The sequence below is a fragment of the Tannerella forsythia genome (assembly GCF_001006485.1).
In the GTDB taxonomy this organism is placed as follows: Bacteria; Bacteroidota; Bacteroidia; order Bacteroidales; family Tannerellaceae; genus Tannerella; species Tannerella forsythia.
Map to the genome: position 1 here is coordinate 1 of NZ_JUET01000095.1, position 21,781 is coordinate 21,781.

14 protein-coding genes and 1 pseudogene are annotated in these 21,781 nt (G+C 48.9%); 3 read left to right on the plus strand and 12 right to left on the minus strand.

The window, feature by feature from the left end; all coding sequences use genetic code 11:
- Window positions 1-124 precede the first annotated feature (124 nt).
- From Tanf_RS09425 to Tanf_RS09480, 12 genes and pseudogenes are all read right to left on the minus strand, one after another.
- Window positions 125-319: pseudogene (locus tag Tanf_RS09425) on the minus strand (nucleotidyl transferase AbiEii/AbiGii toxin family protein); the annotation flags it as partial.
- Entirely contained in the window at window positions 316-1,122 is an 807-nt protein-coding gene (locus Tanf_RS09430) for a type IV toxin-antitoxin system AbiEi family antitoxin domain-containing protein (RefSeq protein WP_046825705.1), read from the minus strand. The pseudogene Tanf_RS09425 and the gene Tanf_RS09430, both read right to left, overlap by 4 nt.
- A gap of 339 nt (window positions 1,123-1,461) precedes the next feature.
- Window positions 1,462-2,742, minus strand: coding sequence for a phosphopyruvate hydratase (eno, locus tag Tanf_RS09435; protein WP_046825706.1), 1,281 nt, complete (start codon window positions 2,740-2,742; stop codon window positions 1,462-1,464).
- A gap of 96 nt (window positions 2,743-2,838) precedes the next feature.
- On the minus strand, window positions 2,839-3,207 hold the full coding sequence (locus tag Tanf_RS09440) for a DUF2023 family protein (RefSeq protein ID WP_046825707.1): 369 nt from the start codon (window positions 3,205-3,207) through the stop codon (window positions 2,839-2,841).
- 11 nt (window positions 3,208-3,218) lie between these two features.
- Complete coding sequence (gene fldA, locus Tanf_RS09445; protein WP_014225386.1) at window positions 3,219-3,713, minus strand: flavodoxin FldA; 495 nt, start codon at window positions 3,711-3,713, stop codon at window positions 3,219-3,221.
- Between the two features lie 277 nt (window positions 3,714-3,990).
- Window positions 3,991-4,317, minus strand: a complete 327-nt coding sequence (locus Tanf_RS09450; protein ID WP_014225388.1) for a DUF2149 domain-containing protein — start codon at window positions 4,315-4,317, stop codon at window positions 3,991-3,993.
- Entirely contained in the window at window positions 4,314-4,916 is a 603-nt protein-coding gene (locus tag Tanf_RS09455) for a MotA/TolQ/ExbB proton channel family protein (RefSeq protein ID WP_046825708.1), read from the minus strand. The genes Tanf_RS09450 and Tanf_RS09455 overlap by 4 nt, the downstream gene beginning before the upstream one ends.
- The gene (hmuT, locus tag Tanf_RS09460) at window positions 4,913-5,617 is read right to left on the minus strand and encodes an HmuT family protein (RefSeq protein ID WP_046825709.1); all 705 of its coding nucleotides are present in this window, start codon (window positions 5,615-5,617) and stop codon (window positions 4,913-4,915) included. The genes Tanf_RS09455 and hmuT overlap by 4 nt, the downstream gene beginning before the upstream one ends.
- A gap of 1 nt (window position 5,618) precedes the next feature.
- Complete coding sequence (locus tag Tanf_RS09465) at window positions 5,619-10,004, minus strand: cobaltochelatase subunit CobN (RefSeq protein WP_046825710.1); 4,386 nt, start codon at window positions 10,002-10,004, stop codon at window positions 5,619-5,621.
- 27 nt (window positions 10,005-10,031) lie between these two features.
- The gene (locus Tanf_RS09470; protein WP_236684423.1) at window positions 10,032-12,281 is read right to left on the minus strand and encodes a TonB-dependent receptor; all 2,250 of its coding nucleotides are present in this window, start codon (window positions 12,279-12,281) and stop codon (window positions 10,032-10,034) included.
- A gap of 114 nt (window positions 12,282-12,395) precedes the next feature.
- Window positions 12,396-14,630 carry a TonB-dependent receptor gene (locus tag Tanf_RS09475; protein ID WP_046825711.1) on the minus strand — a complete coding sequence of 745 codons (2,235 nt, stop codon included), beginning with the start codon at window positions 14,628-14,630 and terminating at the stop codon, window positions 12,396-12,398.
- A 13-nt stretch (window positions 14,631-14,643) separates the two neighbouring features.
- A complete protein-coding gene (locus tag Tanf_RS09480; protein ID WP_046825712.1) occupies window positions 14,644-15,294 on the minus strand; it encodes an HmuY family protein in 651 nt (216 codons plus the stop codon).
- A 922-nt stretch (window positions 15,295-16,216) separates the two neighbouring features.
- On the opposite strand from Tanf_RS09480, the gene Tanf_RS09485 reads away from it, so the two are divergent.
- The 3 genes from Tanf_RS09485 to Tanf_RS09495 form a co-directional block, all read left to right on the plus strand.
- Complete coding sequence (locus Tanf_RS09485) at window positions 16,217-18,757, plus strand: ribonucleoside-diphosphate reductase subunit alpha (protein ID WP_046825713.1); 2,541 nt, start codon at window positions 16,217-16,219, stop codon at window positions 18,755-18,757.
- A gap of 30 nt (window positions 18,758-18,787) precedes the next feature.
- Window positions 18,788-19,840: a ribonucleotide-diphosphate reductase subunit beta gene (locus Tanf_RS09490; RefSeq protein ID WP_014225398.1), complete on the plus strand. Its 1,053-nt coding sequence runs from the start codon at window positions 18,788-18,790 to the stop codon at window positions 19,838-19,840.
- A 243-nt stretch (window positions 19,841-20,083) separates the two neighbouring features.
- The coding region (locus Tanf_RS09495) for an InlB B-repeat-containing protein (RefSeq protein WP_046825714.1) at window positions 20,084-21,781 on the plus strand (1,698 nt) is incomplete at its 3' end.

Genomic DNA, 21,781 nt, shown 5'->3' on the forward strand with positions numbered 1-21,781 from the left:
TTGAGGTGCACAAGTACAAAGTAACACAAATATTATCTGATAATATTATCAAAAGTGTTATTGATAATCAAATAAATGGAAATATATATCTATTGGCACTTTGGATAATATTTTACTTGTGATAAGAGTATCTGGGCTGCGGCTTCAGATACAACTTACCCAATGCCGTGCCGCCTCTGAACGCCAGATGCTTCGCAAGAAATGCATCGCTATAAATAGATACTAACGCACGGCAGACTATCAAATCCTGTTCGATGAATTTATTCACCACCCACGGGGCCTGCTCGCTCCATTCCGTAATATATCGCTCAGGTATCATAACTCGTCAATCTCGATGGTTTCGTTCACAATAACTCTCCACTTGGCGTTCCTTTCGCACCCCTCGCTGCTCTTTCCTGCCTTTAAGGGCACATACTGGAACACGACATCGGAACACTTCAACAGACTGTACACCGACTCTGCCGTTTCACCTTCCTCCAGCACCTCGTCTAAAATATAACCCAGACGTTGCAGACTGGTTACCGGCACCTCCTTCACGAAGTCAGCCCCCAAACGCCCGAAATTCAGTTTCTCCACCAGTTCAGCCAGAACAGTGGCTGCCCGCGAAACACCCCCTGTCTTAGCCTGATACGTCAGCAAATCCACTGCCGTCAGTTCAGGACACGACACGTTAATGTAGCCAGTCCGTGTCTGCCGTCTCTCCACGTATATTTCAGGAATATGGCTCTTGCAGAAAAAATGCGTAAGGTACTTCTTCCCCTTCTTGTCACGCATGGCGGGAGGCTCTATCATCACGCTGAACCGCAGCGGAACCTGATGCGAAGCTCCGTGATAACTTGCCGCACTCAACAGAGCCACATAGTATTTGCGTCCCAGGTGTAGCATCATATCATCCAAGTAAAACGACTGCGGCACAGCCCCGCGCAGCACATACTCATCCGGCACTATGACGTAGAAGCCGCGCAGGGGTGACATAACCCGTCCCTTGCTCACCTCCCTGGTCAGCGCCCGTGCAATGCTGCCGGCACTCATACCAGAGAATGCCTGTGCCACCTCATCGTGCGTGAAGGTGTAATTGCCTCTGAGCGGCTTATCATATATCCAGCTTGCTATGCTCGCCATTATCTTGTATTTATTATTTCGTTTGCAAAAATAGATATTTTTTGTCTAACTACGCAAATAGATAACGAAAAAATGTTCTATTATTGTGTTGTTGAGTTATTTTATTGACCAACGTCAATTTTCATTGAAGAAACGATAAGAACAAAACAACTGTCAACTTTTCTCAGGACAGGATTGGATATTCCGGACAACTGAGACGCAATGCGTAGTATCGTATCCGGCGAACGGAGCGGCAGGAGGCCATTTTCTGTGTGATGGATGTAAGAAGAAAATGGTAAAAAGAGCGCCTTTTCACAAAGGCGCTCTTTCCATAAAGTATGATTTATTTGTAAAAGAAATTTATTTCACTTTTTTATACCCGTAAACGGCCAGTGCACCCAATTCCTCTTCGATGCGAAGCAACTGGTTGTATTTGGCCATGCGGTCGCTGCGGCTCAGCGATCCGGTTTTGATTTGTCCGCTGTTCGTGGCAACGGCGATATCAGCGATCGTAGCATCTTCCGTTTCGCCGGAACGATGGCTTGTAACCGTCGTATATCCGTGGCGGTGTGCCATTTCGATCGTATCGAGCGTTTCGCTCAGCGAACCGATCTGGTTCACCTTCACCAGGATCGAGTTTCCGCAAGCCGTCTCAATTCCTTTGGAGAGGAACTCAACGTTTGTCACGAAGAGGTCGTCGCCTACCAATTGACAGCGGCTGCCGATGCGTGCGGTAAGTTTCTTCCATCCGTCCCAGTCGTTTTCGCTCATCCCGTCTTCGATCGAGTCGATCGGATAGTTGTTAATCAATTCTTCGAGATAAGCAATCTGTTCGTCGGCCGTACGTTTTTTTCCGTTTTTTCCTTCAAAGAGGCTGTAGTCATATACGCCGTTCTTGTAGAACTCCGACGCGGCGCAGTCCATGGCGATCTTGACATCTTTTCCGGGTTCGTATCCGGCCGCTTTAATGGCCTGAATAATCGAGTCGAGAGCGTCTTCCGTTCCGTTGAGGGCGGGGGCAAATCCACCTTCGTCACCTACTGCCGTACTGAGTCCGCGGTCGTGTAATACTTTTTTCAGGGCATGGAACACTTCGGCGCCCATACGCAGACCTTCGCGGAAGGAAGGCGCACCGACGGGGCGGATCATAAATTCCTGGAAGGCGATAGGTGCATCGCTGTGCGATCCGCCGTTGATGATGTTCATCATCGGAACGGGCATCACATACGTATTCGTGCCGCCGATATAGCGGTAGAGCGGCATGCCAAGGTAGTTGGCTGCCGCTTTGGCTACGGCGAGCGACACGCCGAGGATCGCGTTGGCTCCGAGCTTTGACTTCGTTTTTGTGCCGTCGAGTTCAAGCATTTTCCGGTCGATAGCACGCTGTTCGAGTGAAGACATACCGATAAGCGCCGGGGCGATGATGCTGTTCACATTATCAACGGCTTTGAGTGTTCCTTTGCCGCTGTAGCGTTGTTTGTCGCCGTCACGCAACTCAAGAGCTTCGTGTTCGCCGGTCGATGCGCCGGAAGGCACGCTGGCACGTCCGATAATACCCGACTCAAGTCTGATGTCTACTTCTACCGTAGGATTTCCGCGCGAATCCAATATTTCGCGGGCTGTAATCTGTTCTATTCTCATGTTACTTTTACATTAATTGTTTACGGCCGACAAAGGTAGGGCAAAAAATACACTTCCGCAACCTTTGCCGGCCGTGTCTCTGCGCTCTGACCTGCCTTATGCCCGTTCGGCCTCACAGAGGTCTTTTTTCTTTGAGCAGAAGCGTTTGCATTGCTCGCAGAGGTTGTATCCCAGAAGCGTTCCGAGGATAAAATCTTCTTCGGGGGTAAGCCGGTTCAGGGGACGCCCGACGAACGTACGGATCGTCTCTATACATTCCGGCTGCCCGAAGTAAAGATTGATGTTGCTTTTCCCTGCGCGTTGAACGAGGTAGGGAATGTTTTGTCGTTCGAGCCGTTCGCGTGCAAGGGGCAGATAGCGCTCATTCATGGTGAAGAGCACGAGGTTTCGCACGCCTTTCTTATATTCGTAGATCTGGTTATGCAAGACCTTGATCTCGCCCGGCAACACTTCCGTTCGTTCCATCGCGGTCTGTCTTATTTCAGAGAGGCTATCCAACGGCTGATGCGGTCGTCCGTTTTATTCGGTTCGTTCTCCTCGTCGATCGGCAGACCGATGAACTGTCCGTCTATCACGGCTTCGGAGCTGTCGAACGTATATTCGGAAGGATCGACTTGTCCGACGAAAGTAGCCCCCGACGATTTGAGTCCTTCATAGAGTACGCCCAATGCGCCACAGAACGTATCGGAATAGGACGATGAGTCTCCTGCGCCGAAAAAGGCGATCTTCTTACCGGTCAAATCGGTTTGCTTGAGCATTTCCAAACCCTTGTACCAATCGTCCTGCAAATCGCCTGCGCCCCATGTGGAGCAACCTAACAGCAGCATATCATACTGCGCTACATCGGCCGGGGTGATCTTGGCTACTTCGTATACATCTTCACTTGCAATGTTCATCTGCTCGGCTATGCGGCCTGCAATGTTTTCGGTCGTACCTGTCGTAGAACCGTAAATAATGGCTGTTTTTCCCATGTCTTTTTTATCATTTAAATTTCGGATGCAAAGTTAGAAGCACCGATATTACGGCGCAATCCCCAATTCTATGGATTTTTTGGTCGTTTTATCCCCAATAATTGGGATGTTTTCTCGGATAAGGGAGATAATTGTCAATGGTTAATGGTTATGCGTGGTTACAGTAGAGACGCAATTAATTGCGTCCCTACCAGATAAATGGTGGCGTTATTGTGGGCAACCACAAGGGTTGCCCCTACTTTCATTTTTCACTTTCCCCAAACAATTAACAGATAGTTTATTCGGGGACGTAGATGATTTCGCCGCTTTCGAGCTGGTAAGCCGTGCCGACACGTTTGCCTCGCGAACTTTTGTCGGACGGGTCATCTTCCGAAGGCGTATATTTTTCGATTTTCTCGCCTTTTTTGGTGATGATTTCCATCTTCTCCGTGCCGGGGTTCTTGACCATCGTAAAATCTTCTTTCGAGAACATCTCAGTCATATTAAACCGTGCCACAAGCGCGACCATCAGCGCTACGGCAAAGACCATCGCGACGTCGAAGAGATTGCCTACTACACTCATCGGATCGTTATCGTCTTCTTTCTTGAGCAGATTCCGTTTCATACCTTGTTCCGTTTTTCGGTAATCAGTCCGGCGATAAATTCGAGATTCGTCATGTCCTGCAGATACCAGCGCTGTTTAACCTGTTGGGTGATGAACCCGATGGCGCTTGAGAAGAGTCCGACCACCGTCGTGGCAAAAGCTACCTGCATGTTGTAGGCCATCGAAGCGATATCGCCTGTCGACAGTCCTACGAGCGCGGGTCCCATGGGGATGAGCGTGCCCATCAGTCCGAGCATCGGACCTAACTTGGCCAAGGTTTTGGAGACGGACAGGTCTTTGTCGGCTGCGATTTCAAAATCGGCCAGTAGACGTTGCACGTGCGCGGGACTGTCTTTGAGGGCCAGCAGGCGGCGCATGTAGACGGTTACGAGCGAAGCGTTGCCTTTGGGCAATCGCTCCGCGAAATCGTCGAGCCGGTCACTGTTCAATGTTTCCAATTCGGGACGGATGATCGCTTCGTTCTTGCGAATGGCAAGGTATTGTCCGAAGAAGCCACCGATTAGCAGCAAGGCGCGGAGGAAGAGCAGGATCAACAACACGATGACGGGTACAAGCAGCCCGGTAGATATCCAGTATAAAATATCGGAGATGTAAGTCATATTTCTTTGTTTTTACGTAGTTTATAATATAGTTTGATACGGGCGGTGAAGAAGCCTGCAATGAGTCCGACCAGTATCAGTGCTGTCAAAGCAGCCAGTGCGCTCCAGTCGATCACGGTATTTCCGGTCACGGCCGTGCGGCCGTTGACGGTGGTGATGACGCCCAGCACCGCGATCAGGGCATTGGCCAGAAACAGCAGTTCGAGTCTCAGTTCTTTTTCGGGCAGCAGGCGTTGCAGCACAAACGTACCCGTGGGAATCAACACCAGCACTCCTGCGGCCATGCTCCATGCAATGCGCGGGAACGAAACGCCCGGGAACGAAAAGATCAGTGCGACTAATCCGCTGAAAAGTACCGGGAAGATGAGCAGTCCCGGAAACCAGCGTAGCGCTTTGTAGCTCCACAGCGTGCGTTTGCGTATGCGGCCGGTGGTCATTACATGCGCGGCCAGCATGCAGAAAGCCATCTGAAGGACCACCTCGATACTTAACACGACGGAGGTGTCGAGCATCAGCGCCGGGTTCGACAGCCAGTCGGCAATCTGTGTCTTCGACTGTTCGATGGCATAGGGCCAGATCAGCCCGACAAACAAGGCACAGACGACGGCAATCAAGGTCACAGACCCCCATTTACGATACGTTTGCTTCAACATGAAGTTGAAGCAAACGAGTATCATCAGGACGACTACGACGGTCTCCATCTTATTCCCGCATTTTTCTGCGGCGATGACGCACAAGCCAGATCAACACAATGACGGCCAGCGCCACAACGGCAGCCACAATCGCATTGTTCAGCACGTTCGTCTGTGATTGCGCACCGGACGAAACGTCTTCCTTCTTCATCACCATGCTCTTCCGGTCGCCCGAAGCCGCGGCCTCACGTATCTGATTGATGTGCTGTGTGTATTGCTCAGCCGACTGCGCGTCGGTCTTCGAGGCGATGAACTGCCGCAACTTGGCATTGTCGCAGACAAAGCCGGAGCACGACGGTTTGTATTTGTTCACCAGATCGGTATGCAGCCTGGCAATGTCGGCGATCTGTTGCTCGGTAGCCTGCCACATCCCTTTGCGGATAGTCTCCATCATGACGGCCGTGATTTCTTCGAGCGCCGCCGGGTTTTGGGTCTCGAAATATTTCTGAACGCCAAGCTCGAACTTATCCTTGACATATACATTATATATTTCGTCCCACATTTCCTTGTCGATGGCTGCCGGTTTCATCACGTTCCATCCGTAGGTGTTCTGTACGATCTCCGCGAACGCACCTGCTCCGCCGGCCTCACCTTTCATCTTTTCCTTGATGTAGGCAGGGTTGAAGATCGTCGTCCGGCTCTCTACGCCGATAGCTTCTTTTACCTCCTGCATGCGGAAGTTGTTACGGTTGCGATAGTCGCTCAGGTAAGCGTCGGGGTCTTTTCCGGTGACGTTGCGTACAGCCAGATTCAGTCCGCCCATAAATTCGTACACATGATCGAGGCTCAACGCTCCCCACGTATTGCTTTGGCGCGGCTGGATGACGGCATCGGTGCGGGTTAGCGCCGCCTCGAAAGCGAATTGGCGGAATGCCTCCCAGTTCTTCTCGCTGCCGTAATATGCGCCCATATTGTTCAGGTACGTGTCGGCGATTTCTTTTTCACTCTCCCAGCGGTCTCCGCTCATCACCATGCCTTGAATGCCGGTGCCATAGCCGCCGTTCATTCCTCCGAAGACCCGGAAGGTCGAAATCTCACGGGCATCTTTCGGCGTAAGACCCTTCTCGATCAGCGTGCGCTCGGATTCTACCACGCCGGCAGCCACCTGATTCTCAAACTTCTCGTCCTTGGCTGCCGCCGCCATTTCTACGGCGCGGTTGATCAGGAAAAGACGCGAAGCGGCGAGGTCTCTCAGCTGACCGCTCGTCTGCACCACCACGTCGATACGCGGCCGTCCCAGTTCTTCCGACGGGATGAGCTTCAAGTCCGTCACCCGTCCGAAAGCGTCGCGTAACGGTTCTACGCCTAACATATACAATACCTGCGCAATCGTCGCTCCCTCCGTCTCAATAAACTCGCCGCTCCACAGCGTGTAGCTTACCTTGCGAGGGATACTGTCGTTATGACGGCGTCTGTACAGCTCAATCGTGTTGTTCGCCATTTGTATGCCTTTTTCCCAGGCGGCCTCGCTCGGCGTAGCTTCGGCATTGATGCCGTAGAGGTTGCGTCCGGTGGGCAACGTGTTCGGATTGACGATCGGGTCTCCTCCCGGCGACGGACGGGTGTATCCGCCGTTCATGGCGTTGATCATCGAATGCAGTTCCTTCTCCGGGCTTTCCCGCAGCGCTTCTCTGTAATGTCCCACATTGCGGATGGTACGCTCTACCTCCATGACCGCCAGCGCGAAGTTAATTTCCTCCTTCGTGTATTCTTTTTTCTTCGGCATGCCGCCACCCATCATGCCGCTCATGCCTGCCGGCATGGCTTTTCCGTGAGCCGATGCGCTGTCTTTTCCTTGGGCAGCCATCTTTTCTTTCATCGCCTGCGGCATTTCACCGTGAGCCTTGGCCATTTCCTTCATCCCTTCGGGCATCCGGCCATGGCTTCCTTTAGAGGCTGTTGTCGGCTTTCCTTTTTCTTCGGAAGCGTCAGCATGTACTTTGGCTTCGGCCGGAGCCTCGCGTTTCATGCTCATCATCATCTCCATCATCCCTCCGGGCGATTTGCGCGACTCTTCTATCTCGCGCGCTTTGGCCAGTTCGGCGGGAGTGACGCCTGCGGTACGACAGATCAGTTCGTCCGATGCCAGTGCGGGGTTAGCCAGCAGGCGCGTAACGAGTTCGCGTGCCGGATTCATGTAATGCTGTGTGAACAGTGCACGATGTTTGACCGTCTTCTCATCGGCGCGTCCGCGCAGTTTATCGAGTGCGAGCAGGCTGTAGGCAATCGGGTCGGTAGCCATCGCGTAGACACTGCTGGTGATGCGGATGTCTTCGTAAGGTACTCCCATCGTATAGAGTTGCCCCGTTATCTTTTCCATTGCCAGCTCTTCGGCAAAATTCTCGATGCGGAGGATGTCATCTTCGGTATAGGGAACAGTCATGACGCTGTCCAGACCCAATTCACGATGAATGCCCAGCTTCACCGTGGCCGCTTTTACGGCCAGCGACGCACGACGCAGATCGGCCTCGTTACGGGTGTCTTTTTTCGCAGGTGCGTGGTCGTGTTCTCCGCCACACGAGCAGGCTCCCTCCATATTGTTATAAATCTTAATGCGCTCCATGAGTTCGCGGTAGATGCCTCGTACGCTGCTCTCCATAAAAGGCGGCGTCAGGTACGATTGCAGTCCGGCGTATGAGCGACGTTTGGCTGTCATGCCTTCTCCCACATTGCCGATGGTGTAGATGTAGAAGTGCGGCACGGCGCCCACGAGTCGGTCGGGCCAGTCGTTGCTGCTCAATGCCACCTGTTTTCTCGGCGTAAATTCCAGGCTGCCGTGTGTCCCGAAATGTACCAGGGCGTCGGCCTTGAATCCGAACTGCATCCAGAGATACGAAGCGATGTAGGTATGGGGTGGGGCGGCATCCGTGCCGTGCACCACCTTGAAGTCATCGTCGCCGCGACCGGCTGCGTTTTGCGGCATCAGCACCACATTGCCTAATTGCAGGCGCGCGATGCCCAAACGCCCGTCTTCCGTGGCCATATACGAGCCGGGAAACTCGCCGAATGCAGCGACAACCTCGGCATACTTGTCGGGGCGGATAACTTTCTTCACCCAGCTTTCATAATCTTCTTTCGTGATCAGTTCCGGCTGACCGGTTTTCATAAACTCGTCGAGCGCTCCTTCGGCGTATGTGCCGAACACAGCTCCGTGCGCTTGTATCATACGTTCCAGCTCTTTCGATGAGGCGGGAAGCCCTTCGACCTTGTAGCCTTCGCGTTTCATGCGTACCAACAGGTTATAGAGTGAAGGCCCTACCTCCATTCCGCCGGCCGACAGGGCATTTTGTCCCGGACCTTTGTAATACACGATAACCACCCGCTTCTCGCTGTTCGGCTTACGTTGCAGACTGAAGTAGTTATTTATCGTTTCCACGAATGTTTCGAGCCGTTCGGGAATCGCAAAGGCATGATGCATCCCTTCCTCGTCCTTGTAATGTCCGAAAACGACGAACGGACGGAGCGCCCCGTCAATCTCGGGGGTAACCACGCTCTGAGAGAGGAACCCGCCGTTCATGCCCATTTTGTCGTCCTCCCATTTTTCCACGAGCCGGTTGGCATTGAGCGGAGCAAACAGCGGAATGTTCTGTTGTGCCAGATAGTCGACGATATAGTCGCCCATCCGTCCGTGCGCCATATTGATGACGGCCGAAGGTTGTACCGAGTCGATGTGATGGTTGCCGATAAGGTTTTTCATATTGCGTACCGGATAGACCACATTGCCCGTTTCTTCCAGCCGGCGGATCAAGTCGGCCGGCTGCCCCATCGGGCCGGTGATGATGATACGCGGCGCTCCTTCCTTGAGCAGTCCGTGCTTTCGGAGAAACGCATGATACTCGGCAATCGAATTGAAGCCGAGCTCCTCCTCGTCCGGCTTTCCCGGAACGGCATGGTAGAGCATGTCATTGGCGCGTTCTACGACCGCTTCCGGCTCATGAAGCGAAAACTTTTTGCCGTCGATGTATTTGCGCACGTAGTTAAGCATGCTCCGGTAATTGTGACGCCCGCCGTTGCTCAGGTACTGTTTCAGCGTATCGGCCTGAAGCGAGTCGATGGAGATGATTTTGTTCGCCGGATTGGTCACTGCCGTAGACAGGACCGGCAGCCCTTCGTCTGCCGCCTTCTGTATCTGCGCCCGCTGTTCTTCGGTGATACGAAGCCCCATCGCATTGATAAAGACCATGTCGTAACCTTTGAGCTTATCCAGCTCTTCGGTATCGACCGTTGCAATTTTAATAAACGAATTGTCATTGGCCTTGTGAATCTCGCCCAAGGTAATGATCTGATAATTGACAAAAGCCACTTTGGTGGCAGACATCCACTTGGAATATACAAAGAACGCCGCTGCCAATATGACAGCGACGATCCCTCCCCATAAATAAATTTTACGTTTCATGTGTTATATTGTTTCTGCATCATTTCATTATTTCCCGATCAGTTCGGCTATATTGACCGACAAGTTTGCAACAAATTCCGTGCCACGCGAAAATATGGCATAAAGGTCGCTAAAATTGTCGTCTTTTGTGTTAAAGAGATTGTCAATGCCGATATTCAGTGTAACACCTTTCGGGAACCGGCAAGAAGCATTGAGTTTCCAGATCATATAGTCGTTTAACTCCAATTTGGTGAAAACTCTTTTTTTGGAAACATACGATGTCGCCCAATAATCTACACCGCTCATCCATCGGCCGTTCAGACCTAATGTAGCCCGGCAGTTACCGAACTTACGACTGTATTCGGCCTGCATAACGGCTGTATGCGGGCGTACATAGGAACTTCTTCTTCCTTTTATTTTCGTATCGTCGTACACATACGAATAGGTACCTTTCAATGTCAGATCGAATGGCAGCCGTATCTGCATATTGATGTCGGCTCCGTACGTCTTGGCAGAATCGGCATTGACATACACAAAGTCGGGATATTTTTGCTTCTTATTTTCGGAAATGCGTTGTTGCATCGCAATCCTTTTGTTGAACCAATTGTAATATCCGGTAGCGGAGATATTGAAGATGCCGGCCGTCCATTCCCCCGACAGGGAAACATGATGGCTCGTCTCGGGTTTCAAGTCGGTGCTGCCATAAATTTTAAACATCCCGCCATGACTGAACTCTCCATATAATTCTTTCATTGAGGGCGAGCGGAATCCGGCAGCATATCCTCCCCGTAACGTCACGTTGCCGACTTTATACATCGCTGACAATTTCGGGCTGACATGCACTTTATACAGCGAATGATAATCCATGCGGATTCCTCCGACCAGACTCAGGCGGTCGGTAATCCGATAATCGTCCTGTACATACAGCACATAATTCGTGATGCTGTTGGCTGTTGTATCCTTAAACCAGTTCGTTCGCAGTTTTTCGGCGTTTACTTCGCTGCCCACAGTCAATGAATGGCGTTCGGCCAACAGCAGACTGTAATTTAACCGAACATTGTTGAGAATATCCCGGTATCTGATTTTTGTTTTATGATGATCGGCCGAATCAACATCGTCTTTAAAGTAATTGTCATAATGATAGGATAAATCCAGCCGACTGTTTTCATTAAAGATATAGTTCACTTTTCCACCGAACGTAAAGTCACGAAAGCGTTCACTTATCTTTCCTTCCTTTACATACAGCAACTTGTTCTGATAAAAACTGCCGTTCAACTCGGCGTTCAGTTTATCCGTAAAGTCATAGCCTAATTTTTGTGCGATCGAAAAAGTTTCATATCCACGCATGTTATACTTGCCTAATTTGGGATTTACCCCGATCGAGTCACGTCCGTCAGGCAGTTCATACAATCTCTTTGTCGGCTTTCGCTCTTCAAAGGTGAAAGGGTCTCGACGACTGAACGATGCGGTCGTCAGTGACGAAAATTTTTCCTGCCGCGTACCTAACGATACCGTATATTTCCTGTCCTTGCGGCTCGTCAGACGTGTCGATACCGTTCCGACGAACGGACGGTTCGCTTTTTTGGTGATAATATTGATTACCCCGCCCAATGCATTGGAACCATAAAGTGTGGACATGGCACTTTTTACAATTTCGATCCGTTCGATGTTATCTACATTCAAACGACTGAAATCCACATTGTCCAATGCTCCTTCGCCGGCAATTCTCTCCCCGTCGATCAGGAAAAGCAAATAACGGGAGTCCATCCCCTGAAAAGAGATGGCCGGAAGTCCCGAGCCGTGTGCCGCTCCGTCAAAATGTAATCCGGGAAGTTCATATTCAAGCAAGCTCTTAAAATCCTGAGGATCGATTTTCTTGATATCCTCGGCCGTAATGACACGGGTTACTACCGGTTCGTCTTTCAACATCTTTTCACTGCGTGTGCCGGTGACGACCACTTCCGTAAGATTGTTTTTCGCTTCATCAAGCACAATATCAAGTTCCGGCTCTTTTACGGCATCCACCTCTACCGTGCGAGGTTCATACCCCGTACAGGATATGCGGAGCTTATAATTGCCCCTGTTCAATTTGATCTGAAATTTTCCTTCGACATTCGCTGCCATACCGATATTGGTACCGGTCACCATAACCGTAGCATACGGTATCGGTTCGTCTTGCCGGTTTTTTACGGTACCTTTTATGATATAATCTCTGTCCGCCGCCCCAATTTCTGTTGCATACAGGCTACTCATGGAACACAATACCAAGAATAATAAAGTAACTGTTCTTTTCATCATTTGTTTTATTGTTAAAATTTGACGATGCAAAATTCGGCAGAGAACAAGAAACCGACAATCCCTATTTTCGGGTATTTTAATACGTTATATCCCCATAAATGAGGAAAACACAACTTATAATCCGAACATATCGGCCAGATTGATGTTTACCGTACCGATCAGGCTGATGCCCTTCTGCGGCAATTGCAGTGAACTGTCTGCGGCCTTGTCTTGATAATTGAATAAGTTGTCGATGCCCACATTGACCGAGACTCCTTTAGGCATTGTTGCACCGGCATTCAGACTGCACAAGGTACGTGCATCGTAGGTGACCGACCGATGAGTACCGTCTTTCGAGAATCGGTACGTACTCAGCTGCGAAGCCCATTGCCCGTTCAGTGCAAGATTCGTGCCGATTTTGCCGAATTTGCGGGAATACACGGCATGGAACGTTACGCTGTGCGGACGGACAGACGAAGTATTCTTTCCGTTCACCTGCTCGTAGTCGTTCACGTAAGCGTATGAGCCGGTCATTGTCAACCCGAAATCCATTCGCATTTGCACAATGGCTTCTACGCTTGTTGTTCTGGCATGTTCGGCATTGGTATATTGCCATTCGGCAGCATTTTTGTTTTTTTCTTTATACGTAATTTTATTATGAAACCGGTTGTGCGAAGTTGATACGGAAGCGTTGAATCCTCCCTGAGTGTATTCGGCCGAGAGGGAGAACTGGTGACTTGTTTCAGGTTTCAGGTCCGGATTACCGTAAAGCATCAGGAAACCTAACCCGCCCATATCGTATTCCTGATACAGTTCCTTTAGCGATGGTGAACGGAATCCCTGCGAATAGCCGGCACGGAGCGTAATCGTTTTGGCCGGCCGGTACATTGCGGATACTTTCGGCGTTACATGCCAGTGATATTTTCGGTGATAGTCGGCACGTACTCCCACGATCACGTTGAGCGAAGAGAACGGCTTCCAGTCTTCCTGCATATAGAATGCATAGTTTTCATTTCTGGCATCGGCACTGTCTTTCATCATGTAATGTTTCAGGTATTCAAAAAATCCTTCGGAACCGATGCTAACCGTGTGATCGCCATACGTGCCCGAATAGTCGGCGCGCAGCATTTGTGTTCGGTTGCGATAATCCGTACGCTTGAATTTCGCCTCGAAAAAATCTTTATCTTTTTTATAATTGTCGTAGTTATACGATACGATCAGTCGACGGTCGTCCCTGAAGACGTAATTCACTTTCGTATTGAATGCATAGTCGACGAAGATATCCTGAATTTTTCCTCCTTCAGGGATATCGCGTGCGTTGTGATAGAACGACCCGCGCAGATCGGCGCTGAGCTTATCGGTAAAAGCATAGCCGAACTTCTGCGAGGCATCCCAGACCTTGTATCCGTAGACGGTTGTTGATTCGGCTTTGAGTATACTGTCTTTTGCCGTGCCGTCGGGGTTGACGATCTTCAATGTCTTACCGTTTTTATCCCCTACCGAGTACGTATCTCTTGTACGGAAAGTGATATTCGTGAGTGAGGAGAAGCGGTCTTTCTTTGTTCCGGCCGAAACGGTATATTTCTGTCCGTTCGTCCCGGCATAGCGCGCATGAATGTTCCCGATAAACGGGCGATTGGCTTTTTTGGTGATGATATTGATTACGCCGCCCAGCGCATTCGAGCCGTAAACGGTCGACTGCGATCCGCGAATAAACTCGATACGTTCGATCTCGTCGACATTGAAGCGTGTAAAATCAACGTTGTGGTCGGCTCCTTCGCCGCTGACCCGCTCCCCGTCGATCAGGAACAGCATATATTCGCCGTCTACGCCTTGATATTTAATCTGCGGCATCCGGCTCATGCTGTTGTAGGTAATTTGTAATCCCGGCAATTCGTATTGCAGAAGCGTCTCGATACTCATCGGGTTGAGCGCTTGGATATCTTTCTGCGAGATGACGCGCGTCAGTACCGGAACTTCTTTGAGCGGCCTTGCGATCCGTGCACCGGTAACGACGACTTCGTTCAGTTCGTTTTCCGCCGGCTTCAAGATAACGTGCAGAGGCTGTGCTCCCGTTTGCCGGTTCACCTTCACCTCTTCGGGGATATATCCGGTAAATGATACACGAAGCGTATATTCGCGCCCTTCATTCAAACGGATGGCAAACTCTCCGTTCGCATTCGTACCGGCGCCGATCGTAGCGCCTACCACCCATACAGACGCTCCGGGTAACGGATCGCCGTTTTCGTCTACCACCGTACCCTTAACCGTATACCGGCCGACCTCAAGTTCTTCGTCTTCTGCGAAAACGGTGCCCGAAGGCACCGTCAGCAAAAGCAGAAACAATATGTTACCCAAAAACGACTTCATCTTTTACGAAATGTTATTTCGGTTGAAATTCGTAATTAAAAGAGACATGGCCTTTCTCTTGCTTGTCGTTCGTAGCATCGGTAAACTTTATCTTGGCATAGCTTCCGTCTTTAAATTTTACTACGAAAACGGATTTGGAGAGTACGGGTGCTTTTCCCATAGGATTTTCCACAATCCATGTTTTGAGTACCGGATTCACTTTTGCCATACCGGCAACAGTAAATTTACTTTTCATCATATCCGCCATATTGAAACCGACCAACATTTTGTCTTTTATTTCCACGTCTTTCTTGTAATCGCCGGCTGGAAGTCCTGTCACCTTGCTGAACTCCGTTTCTTTGGTGGCAATGGCTTCGCCTTCGTTTGTCCGTATATCGAAGCGATGAATCGCGATATGCCATTTAATTTTGATATCGGCTTCCGAACCTTTGGCTGGGATGGTTTCGAGAAGCTTTCCATTTTTCATCACATGCCATTCGCTGAAATCGCGGTGTGTTTCCGTCTGGCCTGTCTCCAAATTCACATAGGTCCACATTTCATATTTAGTGGCATCGATTGTTTTGGATTTTTTGATCGTTTCTTTTACGTCGTCTTTCTTGTCGCATCCGACAAACGCCAAACTGAGCGCAACAAGCGCTAATGTCATTACATTTCTCATTTTCATAATTTAAATACCTAATGTTTTTAATTAATTTTTATTTTACGGGTGCAAAAGTAGAGGTGTTCGCCAAAGGGGGCAATCCCGAATTGTCGGTATTTTATACCAATTTCTCCCCAATAATAGGGATATGCCGTAAAGTCGTTGATAGGGGTCGATTATTTTTTTAGGGCTGTCGGGCAGAAAAATAGACGTTCTACTTCTTTTTATCTATTGTTGATAGAGGCGTTTTTGCGTTACGGGGGCTTATTCTCCGGTTTCATCGGACAGCGATCGTTTTTTACTTGAAGGAACATTTCCTTAAGATGAAGGATCATTTCCTTATGATAGACGACTAAAAGAAGGCTTTTCTTTTACCGAATAACAATCATCTGATTTTTCTCCTGTTATAAAAAAAGAAACCGACGGTAATCACTTACGGCCGGCTCCTGAAAAGAAATTTATTTGACTTACGTGGTTTACTGTTTATCATAGATCTCGATTATAAAAACATTTTTTCTACCGCGATCTTTTAAAAATTCACAGTGCAAAGATACGGCGGCTTATTGCGCTCCGCAATCCCCATTTTAGGGGAAATTTTGCGCTTATGTCGCCAATAATGGTTAGTTTATGATTCAAAAAGTCGGGGAAGTGTGCCGAATATATAATATTTTTGCCTTGTGAGACATTTTTTCGAGTCCTTACAAGTGTTGTTCGGTTGGTCTTACAAACCGGGATGGGCAAAGATAGCGGAAAGTGTCGGTTACCCAATGGATGCTTTGAAAAAAGTGTCGGACAATGTTTATTATGTGTTTTAAATGCTTTGTTTATTGGGTTTTATCTTTTATTGGTTGTAAAAAAGCATTTATCCGGAGAGAAGACGAGGGGTTTGCTTTTCTCTCCCGATTGATGTACTTTTGCGGCCTCAAGAAACACAGCATAACACAAAATGGATTTCAAAAATATCATTAAGCGAGACGGAACGAAAGAGAGATATAACGTCTCGAAAATAAAGCGCGTGATACGTGCCGCCTTTGCAAGTATCAAAGAAGAGTGTCCTAAGGAAGCGTTGACCCGGCTTATCGAAAACGTAGAAGAACGGCTCCGGGAGCTTGCGAAAGAGGACGAAATCAAAGTAGAGCAGATACAGGATGTGGTGGAGATTGAATTGATGCGTAACGGCTTCTACCGCGAGGCGCGTCGTTTTATTCTGTATCGCGAAGAGCGGGCGAAGTACCGCGCTATCATTCTCGAAATAGAAGAAACGGTCACGCACGAGGGCATGCACCGCTTACTGAAAGATATACAGAAAGATTTTCCGCATCTGAACCAATCGTTCGATACGTTGGGGATGAAATACCGTTCGTTTCATAAGGCGGCTATGACGCCCGACGAATGTTTGAAAGCCCTGATCCGAGCAACTGTAGAATGTATTACGGCCGAAGAACCGGATTGGGAGTTCATTGCCGGCCGTTTATTAAGTTTTCAGAGTAAACTGAATGTCGGTCGGAAGATGGAAGCCCTTAAAATCGGTACGTTCTTCGATAAACTTACTTATCTCACGCGTGAGGGATACTATGGTCGATATATCCTTGAGCATTACTCGAAAGAAGAGATCGACGAGATTGAGACTTTTTTTGTTCCCGAGCGCGATCATCTGCTTACATACAGCGGGCTCGACCTGTTGCTGCGCCGTTATACGATACGTAACTTTACGCATGAGCAACTCGAAACGCCGCAGGAAATGTTTATGGGTATTGCCATGCATCTGGCCATGAATGAGCGGCATAATCGTTTACGGATTGTACGCGATATCTACGATATCCTCAGTAAACTGCAAGTGACGATGGCTACACCCACGATGGCCAATGCCCGCAAACCGCATTACCAAATGTCGAGCTGCTTTATCGATACTGTCCCCGATTCGCTCGACGGAATTTATCGGAGCATCACCAATTTTGCCAATGTCTCCAAATTCGGAGGCGGCATGGGACTCTATTTCGGAAAAGTACGCGCCAATGGCAGCGACATTCGCGGCTATAAAGGCGCGGCAGGCGGCGTTGTGCGATGGATCAAACTGGCGAACGACACGGCTGTGGCCGTCGATCAACTTGGCGTGCGCTCCGGAGCCGTAGCCTGCTATCTCGATGTATGGCATAAGGATATTCTTGATTTTTTGCAACTTCGCACGAATAATGGAGACGACCGCATGAAAGCGCACGATGTCTTTCCGGCCGTTTGCTACCCTGATCTTTTCTGGAAAATGGTGCGTGAAGATATGAATCAGCCGTGGTACCTGATGTGTCCGCATGAGATTAAAAGTATCAAGGGCTATGAGCTCGAAGATTACTACGGTGAAGAGTGGGAGAGACGTTATCACGACTGCGTGAACGATTCCCGTATTCCCAAGACTGAGGTGCAGCTCAAAGATATGATTCGCCTGATTCTGAAGTCGGCCATTGAAACAGGCACTCCGTTCGCCTTTTTCCGCGATACGGTGAACCGCGCCAATCCGAACAAACACAAAGGGATGATTTACTCCTCGAACCTCTGTGTCGAGATTGCACAAAACATGTCGGCCATCGAAAGCATTTCTACCGAAGTCGTAACTGCGCCCGATGGAGATACGGTCATCGTGGAGAAATCACGTCCGGGCAATTTCGTGGTCTGCAACCTTTCCTCACTTGTTGTCAGCAAGATTAATTTTGACGACGAGCAAGAAGTGCGGCACGTATTACGAACCATCGTCCGTGCACTTGACAATGTGATCGACCTGAATTTCTATCCCATCGAATATGCGCGTATCACGAACCGCCGCTACCGGCCTATCGGGCTCGGGGTGATGGGATACCATCACTTCTTGGCGAAAAAAGGCGTTGCATGGGAGAGCGAAGAACATTTGCAGTTGGCCGACAAGCTGATGGAAACAATTAACTACTACGCTATTCAAGCCAGTGCCGAGCTGGCGGCCGAGAAAGGAGGCTATGAATATTTTGAAGGGTCGGACTGGCAGACAGGCGACTATTTCCGGCTGCGCCAATACGAAGGAACGCCGCGATGGGATGCGCTGGCAGAAGAAGTTCGCACGAAAGGGATGCGAAACGGTTATCTGTTGGCCGTGGCTCCCACCAGCTCCACGTCGATCATTGCCGGAACGACGGCATGCACCGATCCGATCATGAACCGCTTCTTCCTCGAAGAAAAGAAAGGTTCCACCATCGCCCGTGTTGCGCCTGATCTGAACGATCGGACGTGGTGGCTCTACAAAAATGCGCACCTCATAGACCAGACATGGAGCATACGCGCGGCAGGCGTTCGACAGCGACATGTAGACCAGTCACAGAGTACGAACCTCTATATCACAAATGATTTTACCCTGCGTCAAGTGCTCGAACTCTACGTCAAAGCATGGGAATGCGGCCTCAAAACCATCTACTACGTGCGCTCCAAGTCGCTCGAAATCGAAGAATGCGAATCCTGCTCGTCCTGATTTCTTAACTATACATTATATTATATCATCATGAGTCATATACAAACCATTCAGCGCAAACCGCTCTTCAATGAGCACGGTGATACCGAACTGTCGAAAAAACGTATGATTAACGGCAACACCACCAATCTGAACGACTTCAATAATATGAAGTATAAATGGGTATCGGACTGGTATCGTCAGGCTATGAATAACTTCTGGATTCCTGAAGAGATCAATCTGAATCAAGACCTTAAAGACTACGCAAAACTCAGCGAGGCGGAGCGTACGGCTTACGATAAAATTCTGTCTTTCCTTATCTTCCTCGATAGCATTCAGACGGCCAACCTGCCGAATATCAGCGATTATATCACTGCAAGCGAGGTGAATCTCTGCCTGAATATCCAAACCTTTCAGGAAGCCGTGCACTCACAGAGCTATAGTTATATGCTCGACACCATCTGCTCGCCCGAACAGCGTGACGCCATTCTTTATCAGTGGAAGAACGATGAGGTGCTGCTTAACCGCAATAAATTCATCGGCGATCTCTACAATGCTTTCATGGAAGATAAAAGCGTAGAACAGTTTATGCGCGTGCTTATCGCCAATTATATTCTCGAAGGGATTTATTTTTATTCGGGATTCATGTTTTTCTACAACCTCGGACGAAACGGCAAAATGCCCGGATCGGCACAGGAAATTCGTTATATCAATCGCGACGAAAATACGCATTTGTGGCTTTTTCGTAACATCATTCTCGAGATGAAACAGGAATGTCCGGAAATGTTTACTCCCGAACTGATTGAAGAATACCGTGCCATGATTGCCAAGGGGGTGGAGGAAGAGATCAAGTGGGGCGAATACGTACTGGGCGATAAAATCGAAGGGCTGACTACCGAAATGATACGCGATTACATCCGATATCTGGGTAATCTGCGCATTAGATCGCTTGGTTTCGATCCGCTTTTCGAGGGATATACTTCCGAACCGGCCTCGATGTCATGGGTATCGCAATATTCGAATGCCAATATGATCAAGACCGACTTCTTCGAGGCCCGTTCTACGGCCTATGCCAAATCAAGTGCATTGGTTGATGATCTGTAAGTGAATGTGTAATAGTGGTTTAGTGTTTGTGCTTTTTGGTATGTTGTATCACTGCGTTATGGTAGAGTGAGACCCTTGATCTATGCGCGCCTCTGTAAAGAAAACGACCGATAATATAATAGTGTTGAATAAAACAAAATAAAATATATTTTAACTAATTATTTGTGTTTTTTAATACGGTGGATTTGCATAAGATACTTGGCGGGTGTACCTTTGCGGCCATTAACTTAAATATATTTAATTATGAGAGGTAAATTATCTGTTATTTTTTTGTTTTTGATAGGCTTTGTGATGCTGTCGCATGCGCAAAGTATCAAGGTAAACTTAGGTAATGCCGTCAAACATAAGGACGGTGCGGGGGTGTATTACACTTTCCCCAGCTTAAGTGTTGTTGCAAGTGACGGACTTCGAATCAGGTCTGTATCCATTGATTTTAAACAGGGTACTGCTACTTATCGACTTCCTGCCGGATGGAAGTCGAAACCGTTAGGGTACAGTCCTTATGGTTCTTTTCTTGAAAATGAATCCGGCGTATCGGCCTCCGATGCGCAAACTTTTTTAAGAAGTATACAGTACAAGTTCAGCAATGAGTATAAAGGCGGTGAATTAGAGATTCAGGTATGTAACTATATCAATTCAGATCCGGATTTACAGCCGAGTAGCATATCTATTCAAACAAGAAAGGATGAGCCGAGGATATGTAGTAGATATGACAAGGCATATTTCGGCTTTGAAAGTACGAAAAGTGCTTCGGTGAATGATGGTGGGGTCAATAACGGGACATTGGCCGCGCCTGTGAAAGTGCTTCTTGGGGATATCATCGAATATAAAATCGAAGCGGTTAATGCGGCCCCACAGGAAGAGGGAGGAGGTCAAGCGATGTCTTCCGCCCGTATGGGATTACGGGCACAGGGTGAACCTCTTTCCACTCTGATCATTGAGGATAAGCTTCCCGAAGGACTTGAAGTGGTTCCCGGCTCTATTACCGAAGGCGGAGTTGAGAATAGCGGTATGATTAAATGGACGTTGGAAAATGTTCCCAGAGGAGTGAATAAAGTCGTAACATTTAAAGCGAAGCTGAAAACCCCGTTGATTCAGGCGTATTATCAGAACATCATGAAAAATACCGCCAAAGTAACCACTCAATGGGAAGATATGCTGGAGCCTCAAAGCGGTGAATTAAGTCTGAGGCGTGGAGAGTTGCAAGAATATATTTCACAAACCGATACTACGTATCATCAGCGCGCCGTTTGCACGGTTAAATTCACCGTCGATCCTGCAGCCGGAGGCGCATTGACCAACGGAAACGATCAAGTGATTGATTATGGTACGAAACCGGCCGCGGGTGTGACGGTAACCCCGTCAGGAGCTGCGTATAAGTTTAAAGGCTGGAAACATGGCGGGTTTACTTCGCTGAAAGCCGGTGAAGCGGCTGTTCCCGCAACATCGGGACCGGAGGGGAATGCCAACTGGTATACTACGGTAGATGTGAAAGGCGATGTGACCTTTACGGCCGAGATGGTGTTGCAAGGTTGGAAGATCGAATATGATTTCAAGGATGACAAAACAACCGCAGGCGGTAAAATGCCGGAAGTGCCCAACAAGCCGGAATTGCTCAATAAATATCCGTCGTCGTATACTCTTCCTACTCCTCCCGGTAATCCAAGAATTGAAGTAAAACCATCTCCCGAACGTACAGGTTACGTCTTTTACGGTTGGAATACTCTTGATACGGATTTTTCAGTAGGAGCTCCGATCATTCTAAGTCCGACGGGTGGCGATGTAATAATTGCAGCGAAATGGTATCCCAAACACTTCGGTATCGGTTATGAATTAGATGGCGGTAATCCTCCAGCAACTCCTAATCCGACGCACTATACCATCGAAACGTTGCCGGAGAAAGTTCAGCATGCACCGACGAAAGCCGGTTATACCTTTGTT

Excerpts from the sequence above, each read along its gene's own strand:
- Tanf_RS09430 (WP_046825705.1), bottom strand. The coding sequence starts at position 1,122 with ATGGCGAGCATAGCAAGCTGGATATATGATAAGCCGCTCAGAGGCAAT.
- eno (WP_046825706.1), bottom strand. The coding sequence starts at position 2,742 with ATGAGAATAGAACAGATTACAGCCCGCGAAATATTGGATTCGCGCGGA.
- Tanf_RS09440 (WP_046825707.1), bottom strand. The coding sequence starts at position 3,207 with ATGGAACGAACGGAAGTGTTGCCGGGCGAGATCAAGGTCTTGCATAAC.
- fldA (WP_014225386.1), bottom strand. The coding sequence starts at position 3,713 with ATGGGAAAAACAGCCATTATTTACGGTTCTACGACAGGTACGACCGAA.
- Tanf_RS09450 (WP_014225388.1), bottom strand. The coding sequence starts at position 4,317 with ATGAAACGGAATCTGCTCAAGAAAGAAGACGATAACGATCCGATGAGT.
- Tanf_RS09455 (WP_046825708.1), bottom strand. The coding sequence starts at position 4,916 with ATGACTTACATCTCCGATATTTTATACTGGATATCTACCGGGCTGCTT.
- hmuT (WP_046825709.1), bottom strand. The coding sequence starts at position 5,617 with ATGGAGACCGTCGTAGTCGTCCTGATGATACTCGTTTGCTTCAACTTC.
- Tanf_RS09465 (WP_046825710.1), bottom strand. The coding sequence starts at position 10,004 with ATGAAACGTAAAATTTATTTATGGGGAGGGATCGTCGCTGTCATATTG.
- Tanf_RS09470 (WP_236684423.1), bottom strand. The coding sequence starts at position 12,281 with ATGATGAAAAGAACAGTTACTTTATTATTCTTGGTATTGTGTTCCATG.
- Tanf_RS09475 (WP_046825711.1), bottom strand. The coding sequence starts at position 14,630 with ATGAAGTCGTTTTTGGGTAACATATTGTTTCTGCTTTTGCTGACGGTG.
- Tanf_RS09480 (WP_046825712.1), bottom strand. The coding sequence starts at position 15,294 with ATGAAAATGAGAAATGTAATGACATTAGCGCTTGTTGCGCTCAGTTTG.
- Tanf_RS09485 (WP_046825713.1), top strand. The coding sequence starts at position 16,217 with ATGGATTTCAAAAATATCATTAAGCGAGACGGAACGAAAGAGAGATAT.
- Tanf_RS09490 (WP_014225398.1), top strand. The coding sequence starts at position 18,788 with ATGAGTCATATACAAACCATTCAGCGCAAACCGCTCTTCAATGAGCAC.